Here is a 14,395-nt window from a genome sequence, read left to right as displayed (position 1 = left end):
CATGGGTGCGTTCTTACCGTTCCTGGTCCTGCTGGTGATCCCCGCGGTGTTCCTGGCGGACCGTGTTCTGCTGGCGATGGAGGCACGGGGCTGGATCTACTGGCGCAGGACCAAGCGTCTGTCGTCCATCGGTGCCGACCTGGTCCAGGAGGGCTCCCCCGGGGCGCAGGCCGTCAAGCGCGCCATGGAGCAGGAACGCGTGCGCAAGAACGTCAGGCCGGCGCAGGACCCGCCCGTGCGGGTGGACCTGGACGCCGGCACGGTGCGCATACGCCGCACCGGTCACGGCGGACCGGAACAGGTACCTCCGCTGTGACGGCGACGCGGCCGCGCGGGCGGTTCGGCCCGGGGCTCGCGCCGACTCACCGGACGGCACACCAGGCCCCGCGCTACGCCACCGGCTGCGGCGCCTCCAGTTCCTCGCTCAGCCATCCGAAGGCCGCCGGGTACATCCGCGTCCACGTGCCGTAGTTGTGGCCGCCGGTCGGCAGCACCAGCGTCCTGACCCGGGTCTTGGTGCCCTCGGCCGCCTTCTTGAAGCGCTCGATGTTGGCGGGCGGGCTGATCCGGTCCTGTGCCGAGGTCGCCAGGAACAGCCCGACGTCCGCCTTGGCGTGCCGGACCAGCCACTGCGGGCTGTTGCGCTGCCGCAGCACCGGATCGGCGAGGACCTCCGGGTCGCCGGTCAGCGGGTCGGGGTCGAAGGCCACGCCGGCGCCGAACGTCTTCGGGTACTGCAACGGCAGCTTGGCCGCGCAGTAGCCGCCCGTGGAGAAGCCCAGCAGGCCCCAGTTCTTGGGCCCCGGCGCGGTGCGGAAGTGGTGGCTGACCAGGTCCGTGACGTCGGTGGCGAGCCAGGTGGCGGCCTTGTGGTGCGGGATGTCGGTGCAGTCCGTGTCGACGCTGCCCGGGTTGACCACGGGCATGGCGAGGATGAAGGGGTGCGCCGCGTTCGCCTGGACGAGCTGCTGGAGCTTGCCGGGCATGCCGCCCTGTTCGAGCCAGGACTGCGGCGAGCCGGGGACGCCGTGCAGCAGCATCACCACCGGGAACCGGGTCTTGCGGTACGCGGGGTCGTCGTACTGCGGCGGCGTCCAGACCATCACCTGCCCGGAGAGCTGTGACTTCGCCCCTCGGAAGTAGGTGTCCTTGACGCCGTTCGGGCCGTTGTTGAACTTGGCGCGCCCGACCGGCGGCCCCGGCATCGCGACCGCGTCCTGTTCGGTGCCGAGCAGGTCGTCCCAGGAGGCGTAGAGGCCGTAGCTGTTGTTGATGGCGGCCGCGACCACGCAGATGGCGGTGAGCTGGCACAGCGCGATCAGCACGATCCGGGACAGCCAGCGCAGGGGGCGCGGCCCGCGCACTCTCCCCCACAGCAGCAGGGTGGCGAGGACCGCGAGGACCGTCGCGATCACCAGCACCACGAAGAGCGGGGTTCCGGTCAGGCTCATTCCGTGTCCCCTTTCACGGCTCGTACCACCCTCGACGGTACGTGATGCGAACTGCCGTTCCCGGGGACGGGGGCGGGTCCGCGCGCCGCCCGGGCCGCGCGCGGACCCGCCCGCCCGTCAGGGCAGCGCCGGTTTGCCGGTCGTGTCGAGCCAGGTGTGGAAGAGGTCGCCGAGCCGCTGTCCGGATATCTTCTCCGCCAGCGCGACGAACTGCCGGGTGTCCGCGTTGCCGTGGCGGTGCTGTTTCGTCCACGCGGGCAGCAGCTTGAAGAACGCGCGGTCGCCGATCCGCTCGCGCAGCACCTGGAGCGTCATCGCGCCGCGGGTGTAGACCGCCGGGGCGAACATGGTGTCCCGCTGCGGGTCGCCGACCTTCACCTTCCAGAAGTCGGACTCGGCGGGCCGGGCCGCGTACGCGGCGCGGAAGGCGGCGGCCGCCGTCCTGGTGCCCTTGTGCTCGTCCCACAGCCACTGCGCGTACGAGGCGAAACCTTCGTTCAGCCAGATGTGCTGCCAGTCGCGGGGCGTGACGGAGTCGCCGAACCACTGGTGGGACACCTCGTGGGCGATGGTCGTCTCGTTGCGGACGGCCGAGTAGACCGGCTTGGTCTGGGTCTCCAGGGAGAAGCCCGCCTGCGGCATGTCGTCGACGATCGCGCCGGTCTCCTCGAAGGGGTACGGGCCGAAGACCCGGGAGAAGTAGTCGGTGGTGGCGGCCGTGATGCCGTAGACGTCCACGGTGCCGGTGGGCAGCGCGGGGTCGGTGGCGACGTAGATCGGGACGCCGCCGGGGGTGGTGCCCGTGCGCACGTCGAACTTCCCGATCGTGGCGGTGGCGAGGTAGGTCGCCATCGGCTCGCGCTCGCGCCAGTGGAAGTAGGAGCGGCCGTCCTCGTCGTAGTGGTCGACCAGCCGGCCGTTGGAGACGCCGGTCAGCCCTTCGGGCGCGTCGATGCGGATGTCGTACGTGGCCTTGTCGCCCGGGTGGTCGCTGGAGGGGAACCAGGTGGAGGCGGCGTTGGGTTCGCAGGCGACGAAGACGCCGTCCTTGGTCTTCATCCAGCCGTAGTCCGAGCCGAAGACGATGGGCCCGCTGAGCGGCAGCGGCACGCCGCCGTACTCGACCTCGACGGTGAATCGTTCGTCCTCTTCCAGGGGCCGCTTGGGCGTGACCGTGATCTCGTCGCCGGAGCGGGTGAACTTCGCGCGTCTGCCGTCCACCTCGATCGACGTGACCTCCAGCTTCTGGAGGTCGAGGTGGAAGGAGTCGAGGTCCTGGGTGGCGCGCGCGGTCAGTTCCGTACGGCCGTCGAGGCGGCCGGTGGCGGGCTCGTAGCTGACGCCGAGGTCGTAGTGCAGGGCGTCGAAGCCGCCGTTGCCGAGGTTGGGGAAGTACGGGTCGCCGACGCCCGGGGCGCCGGGTGCGGCGGCGGGGGCCGCGGCGAGGGAGAAGGCGGCGGCCGCCGCCGTCGCGAGGGGCAGCAGCCGAGCGGAGCGACGTGCTGAACGGGAGAGTGCCATGAGCCGTCCCTTCGAACACACGGATGTCGTCCGGTATACAACCGCGCCGACTCTGCACTCTCTTGTCGGTTTTCACTCGGGACTTTGCCAACTTGTCATGCTTTACCGATCAGTTGGCGTCTCCACCGGACTGCCGTGCGGCCACGTACAGGATCTTGCGGCAGGCGTCCTCGTCAACGGAATCGGTCAGCTTGCGGCCCTCGACGCCGTGCGCCGCGACCAGCCGCAGGCCCGCGGCCGCCAGCTCGCGGCGCACCGTGGCGTCGGAGTGGTGGCGGTAGAGGTGGCGGGAGGAGACCCGCCGCCAGGCGTCGTCGCCGGTGCGCGCGAAGTAGTCGTGGGTGACGTCGACGACCGTGTCGGGCTCCACGGGTACGGGCCCGCCCCGCCACACGTCGAAGCGCCCGTCCCGGTCCACGACCCTGGTCACCGCGTAGTCGCGCCGGAAGCTGCCCAGCGTGGTCATGTCGAAGACGACGATGCCGCCGTCCGCCAGCTGCCGCCCCAGCCCCGCGAAGGCGGCCGCGAGCTCCGCGCCGTCGGCCAGGTAGCTCAGCGGCTCGCCCATGCACGTGACGACGTCGAAGGAGCCGAGGTCCGGCATGTCCCGCAGGTCGGCGACGACGAACGGGACACCCGCCGCCTCCGGCTTGGCGCGCGCGACCTCGATCATCGGCGGCGACAGGTCGCAGCCGGTCACCGTGTACCCGAGGCGGTCCCGCAGGGCGAGGGTGCCGCGGCCGGTGCCGCAGCCCGCGTCCAGCAGCCGGGTGCCGCCCGAGCCGTACCGCTCGACGAGTCTGCGGTAGAAGGTGACCCAGCGCAGCAGGTACGGGTCTTCCACGATGGTGTCGTAGTCCGCCGCGACCGCCTCGTAGGCGGTGAGCGCGTGATCAGTGGCCATGCCCGAATTTTTGGTCGGCACCACCGGCCGGTCAAGGGGCGGCAGCGGACGCCGGAGGGCCGGTGCGCGGAAGGTGCTCCCCCCTCCGCGCACCGGCCCCCGCCTCACCGTGCCGTGCCGGCGCCCGGGGTCAGTCCTCGCTCCCCGAGGCATCCGGTGACTGCGCCGTGGCGTTCTCCGGCGCGTTCTCCGGGTGGTGGCAGGCCACCTTGTGACCGGTGCGCAGGGACACCAGCGGCGGTTCGGTGGTCGCGCACACCTCGGTCGCCTTCCAGCAGCGGGTGCGGAACCGGCAGCCGGAGGGCGGGTCGATCGGCGAGGGCACGTCGCCCTTGAGCAGGATGCGGTCGCGCTGGGTGCGCCGCTTGGGGTCGGGCACCGGCACGGCGGACAGCAGCGCCTTGGTGTACGGGTGCATCGGCGCCTCGTACAGCGACTTCCGGTCGGCCAGCTCCACGATCTTGCCGAGGTACATCACCGCGATCCGGTCCGAGACGTGCCGGATGACGGACAGGTCGTGCGCGATGATGACGTAGGTCAGGCCCAGCTCCTCCTGGAGGTCGTCCATGAGGTTGACGACCTGCGCCTGGATGGAGACGTCCAGCGCGGAGACCGGCTCGTCGGCGACGACCAGCTTGGGCTTGAGCGCCAGCGCCCGCGCGATGCCGATGCGCTGCCGCTGCCCGCCGGAGAACTCGTGCGGATAGCGGTTGTAGTGCTCCGGGCTCAGGCCCACCAGCTCCAGCAGCCGCTGCACCTCCTTCTTCACGCCGCCCTCGGGCTCGACGCCCTGGAGGCGGAAGGGGGTGCCGACGATGCCGCCGATGGTGTGCCGCGGGTTCAGCGACCCGTACGGGTCCTGGAAGATCATCTGTACGTCGCGGCGCATCGGGCGCAGCCGGCCCGCCGACAGGTGGGTGATGTCCCGCCCCTCGAACTCGATGGTGCCGCCGGTGGGCTCGTCCAGCCGCGTGATCAGCCGGCCCATCGTCGACTTGCCGCAGCCGGACTCGCCGACCACGCCCAGGGTCTCCCCCTGCCGTACGTCGAAGTCGATGCCGTCGACCGCCTGCACCGCGCCGACCTGCCGCTTGAGCAGGCCCTTGGTGATCGGGAAGTGCCGCACCAGGCCGCGCACCTTGAGCAGCGGCGCGGCGTCGGCGGCGCTGCCTTCCGTCGTGCCGGCAGCGACGCCGGTCTCGTCTGTCTCGGTCACAGCTTCGGCGCAATCTCTTCGGTCCAGATCCGTTCCCGCTCCTCCTGCGACAGGTGGCAGGCGGCGAAGTGGCCTCCCCCGCCGGCTACGCCCTCATTGGCGGGGGTGCCCCCATCGTCGATCTGGCGCAGCTCGGGGCGGACCGTGCGGGTGAGGTCGTCCGCGGGGACGTCCGCGTACGGGCAACGGGGGTTGAAGGCACAGCCGGAGGGGACGTTGATCAGGCTGGGCGGCGATCCCTTGACGGGGATCAGGCGCTCGGTCTGCTCCCGGTCGATGCGCGGCATCGACCCCAGCAGGCCCCAGGTGTACGGGTGCTGCGGCTCGTAGAAGACCTTCTCCGCCGGGCCGCGCTCCACGCACCGGCCGCCGTACATCACCAGCAGCTGGTCCGCCAGCTCGGCGACCACGCCCAGGTCGTGGGTGATGATGATGACCGCGGAGCCGAACTCCTTCTGGAGGTCGCGGATCAGGTCGAGGATCTGCGCCTGCACCGTCACGTCCAGCGCGGTGGTCGGCTCGTCGGCGATCAGCAGCTCGGGGTTGTTGACCAGCGCCATGGCGATCATCGCGCGCTGGCGCATGCCGCCGGAGAACTGGTGCGGGTGGTCGTCCACCCGCTTGTCGGGCTGCGGGATGCCCACCCGGTCCAGCATCTCGACCGCCCGTTTGCGCGCGGTCTTCTTGTCCACGTCGTTGTGGACGCGGTACGCCTCCACGATCTGCTGGCCGACCGTGTAGTACGGGTGCAGCGCGGACAGCGGGTCCTGGAAGATCATCGCCATCTCGCGGCCGCGCAGCCTGCGCACGTCGTCCGGGTCGGCGCCGACCAGCTCCTTGCCGTCCAGCCAGATCTCGCCGGACATGTCCACCTTGCTGCGCTGCTGCCGGGAGGCCCGGTGCAGGCCCATCACGGCGAGCGAGGTGACGGACTTGCCGGACCCCGACTCGCCGACGATGCCGAGGGTACGGCCCTTCTCCAGGGAGAAGGAGAGGCCGTCCACGGACTTCACGATGCCGTCGTCGGTGGGGAAGTGCACCTTGAGGTCGCGCACTTCGAGGAAGGCGGTGGGCGTTCCGGAGCCGGCCGCCGCCGGTTCGCCGACCGCGGCGCCCGTCTTGGTCAGGTCGGCCGCAGGGGCGGGCCCCGCCGTGGTGGCGTCCGGGGTGCCCGGCCCGGTGGTGGAGTCTGGGGAGTCGGTCACGAGAGCCTCACCCGCGGGTCGACGGCGGCGTACAGAACGTCCACCACCAGGTTGCATAGGACGATGAAGAACGCGGCGAGCAAGGTGACGCCGAGGATGTTCGGCAGGTCGTTGGAGTTGATCGCCTCGACGGCGAACGCGCCGACGCCCTTGAGCGAGAAGACCTGTTCGGTGATGAGCGCGCCGCCGAGCAGCAGGCCCACGTCCATGCCGAAGACCGTGATGATCGGGGTGAGCGCGGCGCGCAGGCCGTGGCGCACCACGACCTTGCGCTCGTCCAGGCCCTTGGCGCGCGCGGTCCGGATGTAGTCCTCGCTCAGCGTCTCCAGCATGCCCGCTCTGGTCAGGCGGGCATAGAGGGCGGAGTAGAGGAAGGCCAGCGTGAACCAGGGCAGCACCAGCGTCTGGGCCCACATGAACGGGTCTTCGAACAGCGGCACGTAGTCGCTCCGCTCGAAGATCGGCCACTGGTAGGTGAACAGGGCCAGCGCCAGCGCGCCGGTGAAGAACATGGGCAGCGAGACGCCCGCCAGGGCGACGCCCATCGCCAGCCGGTCGAAGACCGAACCGGGGCGCAGCGCGGAGAGCACGCCGGTGGCGACGCCGGAGACCAGCCACACCACGGCCGCGCCCGCGGCCAGCGAGATGGTCACCGGGAGCCTGGTCTGGATCTCGGGCCAGACCTCGATGTGGGTCTTGAAGGAGTAGCCGAAGCACGGCACGTTGCATGTGGCGGCGTCGGGGCCGAACTTGTAGTCGACACCGACGAAGATGCCCTTGAGGAAGTCCCAGTACTGTACGAAGACCGGCTTGTCGAAGCCGAGGTTCTTCTTCACCGCGGCGATGTCCGCGGCCGATGGGGCCTTTCCGATGTACTGCCCGGCCAACTGGTCGGCGGTCTGCCCGGCCAGTTTCGGCAGCACGAAGAAGATGCCGAAGGTGACCGCGCTGACGATCAGCAGCAGAATCACCGCGCTGATCAACCTGCGGATGATGTACGAGAACACGGGACTGCGGCGTCGGCGCCGCGGACCGGACCCGGCCGGCCCGCGGACACCAATGCCTTCACCTGCCTTCCGGGGCTGCTACTTCTTGACGCCGATGTTGAGGTAGTCGTACTCACCGCTGTAGGCCGAGGTGGAGACCAGGTTGGTGGCCTTCGGCGAGCGGTACATCAGGACCTTGAAGTAGGTCAGCGGGACGATGACGGCCTGCTCCATCGTCTTCTTGTCGATCTCCGCGTAGATCTTTTCGCGCTGCGCCTTGTCGCCGTTGGCGATGGCGTCGTTCAGCAGCTTGTTGATCGTGGGGTCGTCCAGCTCGGAGAGGTTGGTGTTGCCGGACTTCTGGATCGCCTTGCCGTTGACGACCTGGTTCAGGTAGCCGAAGCCGGCCGGGTAGTCCGAGCCCCACTGCATCATCATCAGGCCGACGTTGTTCTTCTTGGTGAACTCCGGCACGCCCGCGTAGTCCGAGAAGTACTTGCCGCTCGGGTACGTCTGGATCTTGGCGTTGACGCCGATCTTCTTGAGGGAGTTGACCACCGAAGTCGCCGCGTCCACCTCGTCCTGCCGGTCGTTGCGCGCGGTGATCGTGGTGCTCACGTTGCCGGCGCCGCATGCCTGCCAGTGCTTCTTGGCCTCGGTCAGGTCGAGGGCGTCACCGTTGTACTTCTGCGGGTACAGGTCGAACTTCTGGTACCCGTCGAGGTCGGTCGGCAGGAAGGTGGTGGCGATGTCGCCGCGGACCGGGCCGCCGAGCGCGGTCTGCGCGGCCTTCTTGTCGACCGCGTACTGCACGGCCTTGCGGCACTCCGGCTTGTCGAACGGCGCGACCTTGGTGTTGATCGCCACGTAGGCCAGGCGCTGGCCGAGCGCGTTGTCGGTGTTGCCCTTCTCCTTGCTGTCCGTCAGGAGCTGGGCCTGGGTCTGGGAGTCCACGCCGCGCCCGGCCATGTCGACGAGCGTGTTGCCCGCCTTCAAGTCCTTGTCGATCGTCGACTGGGCGACCTTCATGTTCAGCACGATCTTGTCCGGCAGCTGCTTGCGCAGCGGGTCGGTGGCGGCCGACCAGTGGGGGTTGCGGACGAGGACGACCTTCTTGCCCTCCTCGTAGGACTCGAACTTGTAACTGCCGGACGAGGCGACGTCCTTGGTGTAGTCGGCGCCCTTGTCCCTGGCCCGCGGCACCGGCGCGGTCTGCGGGGCGCTGACCAGGTAGTCGAACTCGGCGAAGGGCTGCTTGAGGTGGAAGACGATGGTCTGGTCGTCCGGCGTCTCGATGGACTTCAGGCCCTCGGGGTTCTTGTCCTTGTACGGGCCCTTGTAGCCGCCCTCGTTGTCCTTGAGGTACGTCTGGAAGTAGTTCGGGCCGAGCGAGAGGACCTCGCGCGAGAAGTTGCTGCGCTCGACGGCGTACTTGACGTCCTTCGAGGTGATCGGCTTCCCGTCGTCGTACTTGAGGCCCTTGCGGAGCTTGTACGTCCAGGTCGTGTTGTTGTCGCTGGCCTTGCCCATCGACTCCGCGAGGTCGGCCGTCAGCACGTTGCCCTTGGGGCCGGGGCCCGGCTTGAAGGTGGTGAGGGGGCGCGCGTACAGGCGGCTGAAGTTCCAGATGTAGACGTAGTACGTGTTGCCGGGGTCGAAGGACTCGGGGGCGTCGCTCATCGCGTACGTGAGCGTGCCGCCCTTCTCGTCCGAGGCGTTGACGATGCCCTTGGTGGCGGCGTTCGCCTCGGCGGAGCCGCCGCCCTTGCTCTTGCCACTGCAGCCGGACAGCAACAGGGCCGCACTGGTGAGGGCCGCGATCGCCGCGACCGGGACTGACCTTCGCATAGTGGTCGGTTTCCCCTTCGTTGGTCGGAATCTTGGGTGGGGTGCCTGCCGGGCGTACGGGGCCGGCGGGCGTCAGCGGCTGCGCGGGTCGAGCGCGTCCCTGAGGCCGTCGCCGAGGAGGTTGAACGCGAGCACGGTGACGAAGATCGCGAGGCCGGGCACGAGCATGTACTGGGGGTCCACCTCGTAGAACTTGACGGCCTGGTTGAGCATCCCGCCCCAGGACGCCTGGGGCGGCTGGATGCCGACGCCCAGGAAGCTCAGCGCCGCCTCGAAGAGGATGTTGGAGGGGATCAGCAGCGTCGAGTAGACGATGATCGGGCCCACCAGGTTGGGCAGCAGCTCCCGGAAGAGGATGAACGGGCCGCGGGCGCCCATGCCGCGCGCGGCGTCCACGAACTCCCGCTCGCGCAGCGACAGCGTCTGGGCCCGCACGATCCGGCCCATGTACGGCCAGTTGAAGAAACCGATCACGAAGATCAGGACCGAGATGTGCAGCGGCAGTCCTTCGAGACCGAAGGCGCCGCCCTGGAGCGAGGCCGAGATGGCGATGGCGAACAGCAGCAGCGGGAAGGCCAGGAAGACGTCCATCAGCCGGCTGATCAGCGCGTCCACCCGGCCCCTGTAGAACCCGGCCACCACGCCGAGCACGGTGCCGATGGCCACCGACAGCAGCGTCGCGCCGAACGCGACGATCAGCGAGACCCAGGAGCCCTCCAGGACGCGCGCGAGCAGGTCCCGGCCGAACTTCGGGTCGATGCCGAGCGGGTGGTCCCAGCTCATGCCGCCGAAGTCGCCCTTGGGCAGGGTGGTGTTGGTGTCGATGAGGTCCTGGTGCGGGATGTTCGGGTCCAGGCCCAGCCAGGACTGGATCGGCCGGGACAGTGCCGCGATCACGATGAGCAGGGTGACAACGATGGCACCCGCTACCGCGACCTTGTCGCGCCGGAAGCGCAGCCAGGCGATCTGGCCGAGCGAGCGCCCCTCGATCTTCTTGCTCTCGACGCCTGCCAGCACCGCTTCCGGCTGCGCCTCGGCAGCCGCCCCGGTGGTCTCGATCGGTGCGGTCACGGTGCCTTTGACCCCTCTCGGCCGGCGCCGGCCGGCCCTTGCGCGCCGCGGTCTGCGGCCTGGTTCACATCACTGGTGCGAGTGGTGCATCTAGAGCAACTGGGAGAAATCTGGAACAGCTGGAGCAACTGGTGCATTTAGTGCGGGCGTTGCAGGTGCAGGTGTTACAGGTGTTGCCGGTAGTGCAGAAGCCGCGGAACATCACGCGACGACGAGCGGCAGAACTCTCGTACACAGGGCCGGAGCCCTCTGCTGCGGGAGTCTTCATCCGATTCGCGATCACTCACCAGCCCTGACCGGGAATGGATGCGCAACTGTGATGTGGCCCACGGGCTTCCGTTATGCGGACACAAGCCACGAATGAGCGGGGCACACGACCCGAATCAGGGGTCAACTAACGGGCACGGGGGGCCATTTCGAGCCAGCGCAAACCCATGGGGTGAGGAGAGAAGACAGCCGGCCGGTACCGCGGGGCGGGGTACGGGCGCGGGGGCACGTCAGTACGGGCGGGGGTAGCCGTATCCGTACGACGGCGCGGGGGCCGGCGCGGGCACCGGGCCTGCGGCGTACGCGTCCCGGTCGAAGAAGGGGCGCGCGTTGGCCCGCATCCACATGCCGACCGGGTCGTACTCGTCGTTCATCGCGACCGTCGAGACGGGCAGCCCCTCCGGCACCGCGCCGATGGACTGCTGGATCATCAACCGCACCGAGTCCACGGCCGGTTGGCCCGTGTCGTACAGGTCCAGGCCGATCGCCAGGTACGGGGCGCCCAGCGCGGGCTGCACCCAGGCCCGGCGCAGGGAGCGCACGGCGGGCGTACGGTGCGCGTTCTGCCCCAGCAGGGCGTAGAACTGGGGGATCTCGATGGCCGGTTCGGTGATCCGCAGCGGCCCGGCGGGCAGCCGGTCCAGGCCGCCCGCGATACGCCGCAGGTCCAGCCACGGGATGCCCACACCACCGCCGGGGGCGTGCGGATTCAGCCACAGCCCCCAGCGGTCGGGGAAGAGGGTGGCCGCGATGTCCCGGCCGTAGACGACTTCGTGCGCGCGGTTCCAGCCACTGGCGGCGAGTTCGGGCGCCGAGGTCACGCACGGCGCGTAGCCGAGCCCGTCGACCTCCATGTTGCCGTACTGCGCATCGGGCGAACCGGCCTGGCCGTGCCAGAGCAGCATCCAGACCTGACCTGCGGCGAGCGCTTGCAGCAACGCCTCGTAGGCGTCGTACCGGCCGGGCGAGACCTGCTGCAGCATCTGCTCGACCTGCCCGGCAGCCGCTCCCTGATGCGCACCCGCGCTCACGTGGTCCGTCCCTTCCTGTCGGCAGGCACGTGGGGTACGCCTGCCGGTTGCACCAACAGCTTAGAGCCTGCGTCCGGGCCCCGGTCGGATCAGCACACGTGGCTTGCGGTCACGGGGAGCGGGCGCCCCGGCGGGCGGCGGCACGGCGGGGGCACCGACCGTTACGCGAGGTCGCGGGTATAGAAGGGCCTGACCCGCTCCAGCATCCAGTCGGCGACCGGGTCACCCTGGGCGAGGTCCAGCATGACGAGCTGGACGGGCCAGGTCAGCGGCGTACCGCCGAGGGCCCGCCCGAGGGCCGCGGTCACCGCGTCCCGTACGGCCGGGTCGTGCGGCGCGACGGCGGCGGCGTCCACCTGTACACCGACGAACAGCGCGGGCGCGTCCCCCTCGACGCTGGCCAGCGCGCGGCGCGCGGTGACCACGAAGCCGGCGCCGGAGAACTCCAGCCCGGCCGCGGCCAGGAAGTCGACCGGTTCCTCCTGCCAGTCCGGCTCGAAGAGCCGGACGCGGGCGCCGCTCGGCGCCCCCGGCTGGTCCGGGCGGCCAGCCCGGCACAGCTCGGCCACCGCGGCGGGCGGCAGCGGGACGCCGACCGTGCCGTCCGGGTTGACCGCCATGCCGATCAGCGGGGGCAGCCCGCGCGCGAACTCGGCGGCCGGCGCGACGGTGAAGGACAGGTTCGGCCCGGCCACCCGCTGGAACTCCTGTTCGGAGCTGAAAACCGGGACATACGCGGCCGAGTCGATCTCGACGGTGGGCAGGTCCAGGCCGGACCGGCCCATCCCCGCGCTCTCGGGGCCGCCGCCCTTGGGCAGCGGCACCCATATACGGCTGCGCCCCAGCACCTCGACGATGCGGGCGCCCGCCCCGGGGTGCCCCACCGAGGCGGCGAGCACCTCCTCCAGTTCGTTGGCGGGCCACCCCAGCTGCGGAATGCCCTGCTCCGGAAAGTCCATGTCCACCCACCCGCTCACGTACAGGCTCTTACCTGGTCGAAGACCCTAACGCCAGCAGGGAGGAGGAGCCCGGGTGCATCCGGATGACCACCGAACGCACGCGAGCGGTTGCGGACCGTGCATACCGCTCCGAAGGTGGCTCCAGGGTGATCTTGCCCTGCCGTTCCTACAGAAAGGCACACCTCCTGATGGCAACGCACCGGACCACCACCGCCCTCGTCAGCGCGGCCACCGTCGGCGCCCTCGCCCTCGGTGTCGCGGGTTCCGCGGCCGCGGCGGACGAGCCCAAGCCGCCCGTCCGGAACCAGAGCGTCATCGTCGACGACCTCGGCCGGCTGGCCGACGCCAACACCGAGCTGACCGAGAAGCTCGCCGACGACCGCAGCCACTCCGTCCAGGTCAGAGCGGCCCGCACCCACCTGGACAGCGTCCTCCTGGACGCGCGGCGCCTGGCGGACCTGCTGAACAAGGACTCCGACCGGTCGGTCTCCGCCGACACCGCCGCGCTGGACAGGGCGTCGCGGAACCTGCGGATCGAGCTCGACGAGCTGACCGGCGTCCGGGTCCCGGCCCCGGACGAGAACGCCGACAACGCCCGGTCGACCAGGGAGCTGACCGACGCGGTCACCACCTCCGTCACCAACGTCTTCAAGAGCCTCGGCATCGACAAGCTGGTCGGCGACCTGCGTCAGCGGCCGGCGGCCCAGCCCGCCGCGCAGCCCGCCAACCGGCCCGTCGCCCAGCCGGCCGGCCAGGCGGACGACACCGACGCCGACGACGAGCCGGCCGCCCAGCCGAAGGCGCCGACCAGCGACCCGCAGCCGCCCGCCGACGCGCCGCGGCAGCAGCCCGCCGACCAGCAGCGGCCCGCCGGCCAGCAGGCGCCTGCCGACCAGCCGCAGCAGCAGCCCGCCGACCAGGCCCAGCAGCCCGCCGGTTCGCTGCTCAACTCGGTGCTGACGCTGCCGGCGACGCTCCTCAAGGCCCTGGGCCTCTAGATCGGCCCGGCACCGAGCGTCCGGAGGAGGCGCAGTTGCGGGAGATATCCCAGAGCTAGGACCGGTACCGACGGGTCGTGCGGGGAGTTCCGTACGACCCGTCAGACGTACGCCGCGCCGGGCCCGGCGGCCTCGGCCGCGGCTGCCGGCGGCCGCTGCGCGAAGCCGACCCGCCGCAGTGCGTCCGCCGCCCGCCGGTCCAGCAGGACGGCCGAGCTGAAGCCGGCCGGGAGCCGGGCCGCCTGCGCGCGGATGATCAGCCGCCGCACCGCGCGCCGGTGCCGGGCGAAGGCGTAACCGGAGACTCCGCGTCCGCGCGACCGCTGCCCGGAGAGCGCGACCTCGGGCGGCACGTCCAGCAGCACCAGATGCAGCCCGCGCCCGCCGCGCCGCGCTTCCCGCGCGAGCCAGCGCCGCACCCACGCCAGCGTTCCGCAGTCGTGCACCACCACGCTGAGGCCGGAGCGCAGCGCCCGCCGCAGCCCCAGGTAGTGGGCCGCCCTGACCAGCGGCCGGTAGAGCGCGTACGGCAGGCGGCGCAGCCGGCCGCGCTCCCAACGCTCCCGTACGTCCTGCGAGTCGACGCGGTGCACGACGGCACCGTGGCCGTCGAGGGCGGGCACCACCCGGAGCATGAGGGTGCTCTTGCCGCTGCCCGGCAGCCCGGAGACCACCACCAGGTCGCCCGCGGAGAAGTGCAGCTCGGACACGTCGCGGGCGGTGCGCCGGTCTCTGAGGTCGATCACGTCGGGCACGTCCGGCACCGGGGCGACGTCGACCACCGCGGCCGCGTCCGGTACCGGGACCGCGTCCGCCGCTCGTCCGGCCTGCCCGCGGCCGGGGCCCGGCAGCCGCAGGGGCCCGGGGACGGCGCCCGGGGTCACTTCCGGGACGCAGCCCGGGGGCGCGCCTCCCGGACTCGTCGCGAATGCGGCTTG

The 14,395-nt window shown here is 70.8% G+C and carries 13 protein-coding genes; 2 read left to right on the top strand and 11 right to left on the bottom strand.

What is annotated here, in order from left to right:
* Position 1: 1 nt before the first annotated feature.
* Positions 2-316, top strand: a complete 315-nt coding sequence (locus ACH4OW_RS18775; RefSeq protein ID WP_398028991.1) for a hypothetical protein — start codon at positions 2-4, stop codon at positions 314-316.
* A 73-nt stretch (positions 317-389) separates the two neighbouring features.
* Here ACH4OW_RS18775 and ACH4OW_RS18770 read toward each other — a convergent pair whose 3' ends face one another.
* From ACH4OW_RS18770 to ACH4OW_RS18725, 10 genes are all read right to left on the bottom strand, one after another.
* The gene (locus tag ACH4OW_RS18770) at positions 390-1,451 is read right to left on the bottom strand and encodes an alpha/beta hydrolase (protein ID WP_398028989.1); all 1,062 of its coding nucleotides are present in this window, start codon (positions 1,449-1,451) and stop codon (positions 390-392) included.
* Positions 1,452-1,568: 117 nt separating this feature from the next.
* A complete protein-coding gene (locus tag ACH4OW_RS18765) occupies positions 1,569-2,972 on the bottom strand; it encodes a M1 family metallopeptidase (protein WP_360141157.1) in 1,404 nt (467 codons plus the stop codon).
* 109 nt (positions 2,973-3,081) lie between these two features.
* A complete protein-coding gene (locus ACH4OW_RS18760) occupies positions 3,082-3,876 on the bottom strand; it encodes a class I SAM-dependent methyltransferase (RefSeq protein ID WP_398028986.1) in 795 nt (264 codons plus the stop codon).
* A gap of 130 nt (positions 3,877-4,006) precedes the next feature.
* Positions 4,007-5,092 carry an ABC transporter ATP-binding protein gene (locus ACH4OW_RS18755; protein WP_398028984.1) on the bottom strand — a complete coding sequence of 362 codons (1,086 nt, stop codon included), beginning with the start codon at positions 5,090-5,092 and terminating at the stop codon, positions 4,007-4,009.
* Positions 5,089-6,297 carry an ABC transporter ATP-binding protein gene (locus ACH4OW_RS18750; protein ID WP_398028982.1) on the bottom strand — a complete coding sequence of 403 codons (1,209 nt, stop codon included), beginning with the start codon at positions 6,295-6,297 and terminating at the stop codon, positions 5,089-5,091. Before ACH4OW_RS18750 ends, ACH4OW_RS18755 begins: the two co-directional genes overlap by 4 nt.
* On the bottom strand, positions 6,294-7,304 hold the full coding sequence (locus tag ACH4OW_RS18745; protein ID WP_398028980.1) for an ABC transporter permease: 1,011 nt from the start codon (positions 7,302-7,304) through the stop codon (positions 6,294-6,296). The genes ACH4OW_RS18750 and ACH4OW_RS18745 overlap by 4 nt, the downstream gene beginning before the upstream one ends.
* A gap of 78 nt (positions 7,305-7,382) precedes the next feature.
* A complete protein-coding gene (locus ACH4OW_RS18740; RefSeq protein WP_398028978.1) occupies positions 7,383-9,131 on the bottom strand; it encodes an ABC transporter substrate-binding protein in 1,749 nt (582 codons plus the stop codon).
* Between the two features lie 72 nt (positions 9,132-9,203).
* On the bottom strand, positions 9,204-10,202 hold the full coding sequence (locus tag ACH4OW_RS18735) for an ABC transporter permease (RefSeq protein ID WP_360141139.1): 999 nt from the start codon (positions 10,200-10,202) through the stop codon (positions 9,204-9,206).
* 497 nt (positions 10,203-10,699) lie between these two features.
* Positions 10,700-11,500, bottom strand: coding sequence for an enhanced serine sensitivity protein SseB C-terminal domain-containing protein (locus ACH4OW_RS18730; RefSeq protein ID WP_360141136.1), 801 nt, complete (start codon positions 11,498-11,500; stop codon positions 10,700-10,702).
* Positions 11,501-11,661: 161 nt separating this feature from the next.
* Positions 11,662-12,459 (bottom strand): enhanced serine sensitivity protein SseB, encoded by a 798-nt coding sequence (locus ACH4OW_RS18725; protein WP_360141160.1) that lies wholly within the window; start codon positions 12,457-12,459, stop codon positions 11,662-11,664.
* A gap of 188 nt (positions 12,460-12,647) precedes the next feature.
* Here ACH4OW_RS18725 and ACH4OW_RS18720 point away from each other — a divergent pair, with 188 nt between their 5' ends.
* Positions 12,648-13,457: a hypothetical protein gene (locus ACH4OW_RS18720; protein WP_398028975.1), complete on the top strand. Its 810-nt coding sequence runs from the start codon at positions 12,648-12,650 to the stop codon at positions 13,455-13,457.
* Between the two features lie 101 nt (positions 13,458-13,558).
* Here ACH4OW_RS18720 and ACH4OW_RS18715 read toward each other — a convergent pair whose 3' ends face one another.
* The gene (locus tag ACH4OW_RS18715) at positions 13,559-14,341 is read right to left on the bottom strand and encodes an AAA family ATPase (protein ID WP_398028973.1); all 783 of its coding nucleotides are present in this window, start codon (positions 14,339-14,341) and stop codon (positions 13,559-13,561) included.
* Positions 14,342-14,395: the final 54 nt, after the last annotated feature.

Origin of the sequence: Streptomyces sp. NPDC017056 (genome assembly GCF_044332485.1) — a bacterium.
Taxonomy (GTDB): Bacteria; Actinomycetota; Actinomycetes; order Streptomycetales; family Streptomycetaceae; genus Streptomyces.
Note: the sequence above shows the minus strand (reverse complement) of the source record. Positions and strands in the feature narration are given on the sequence as shown.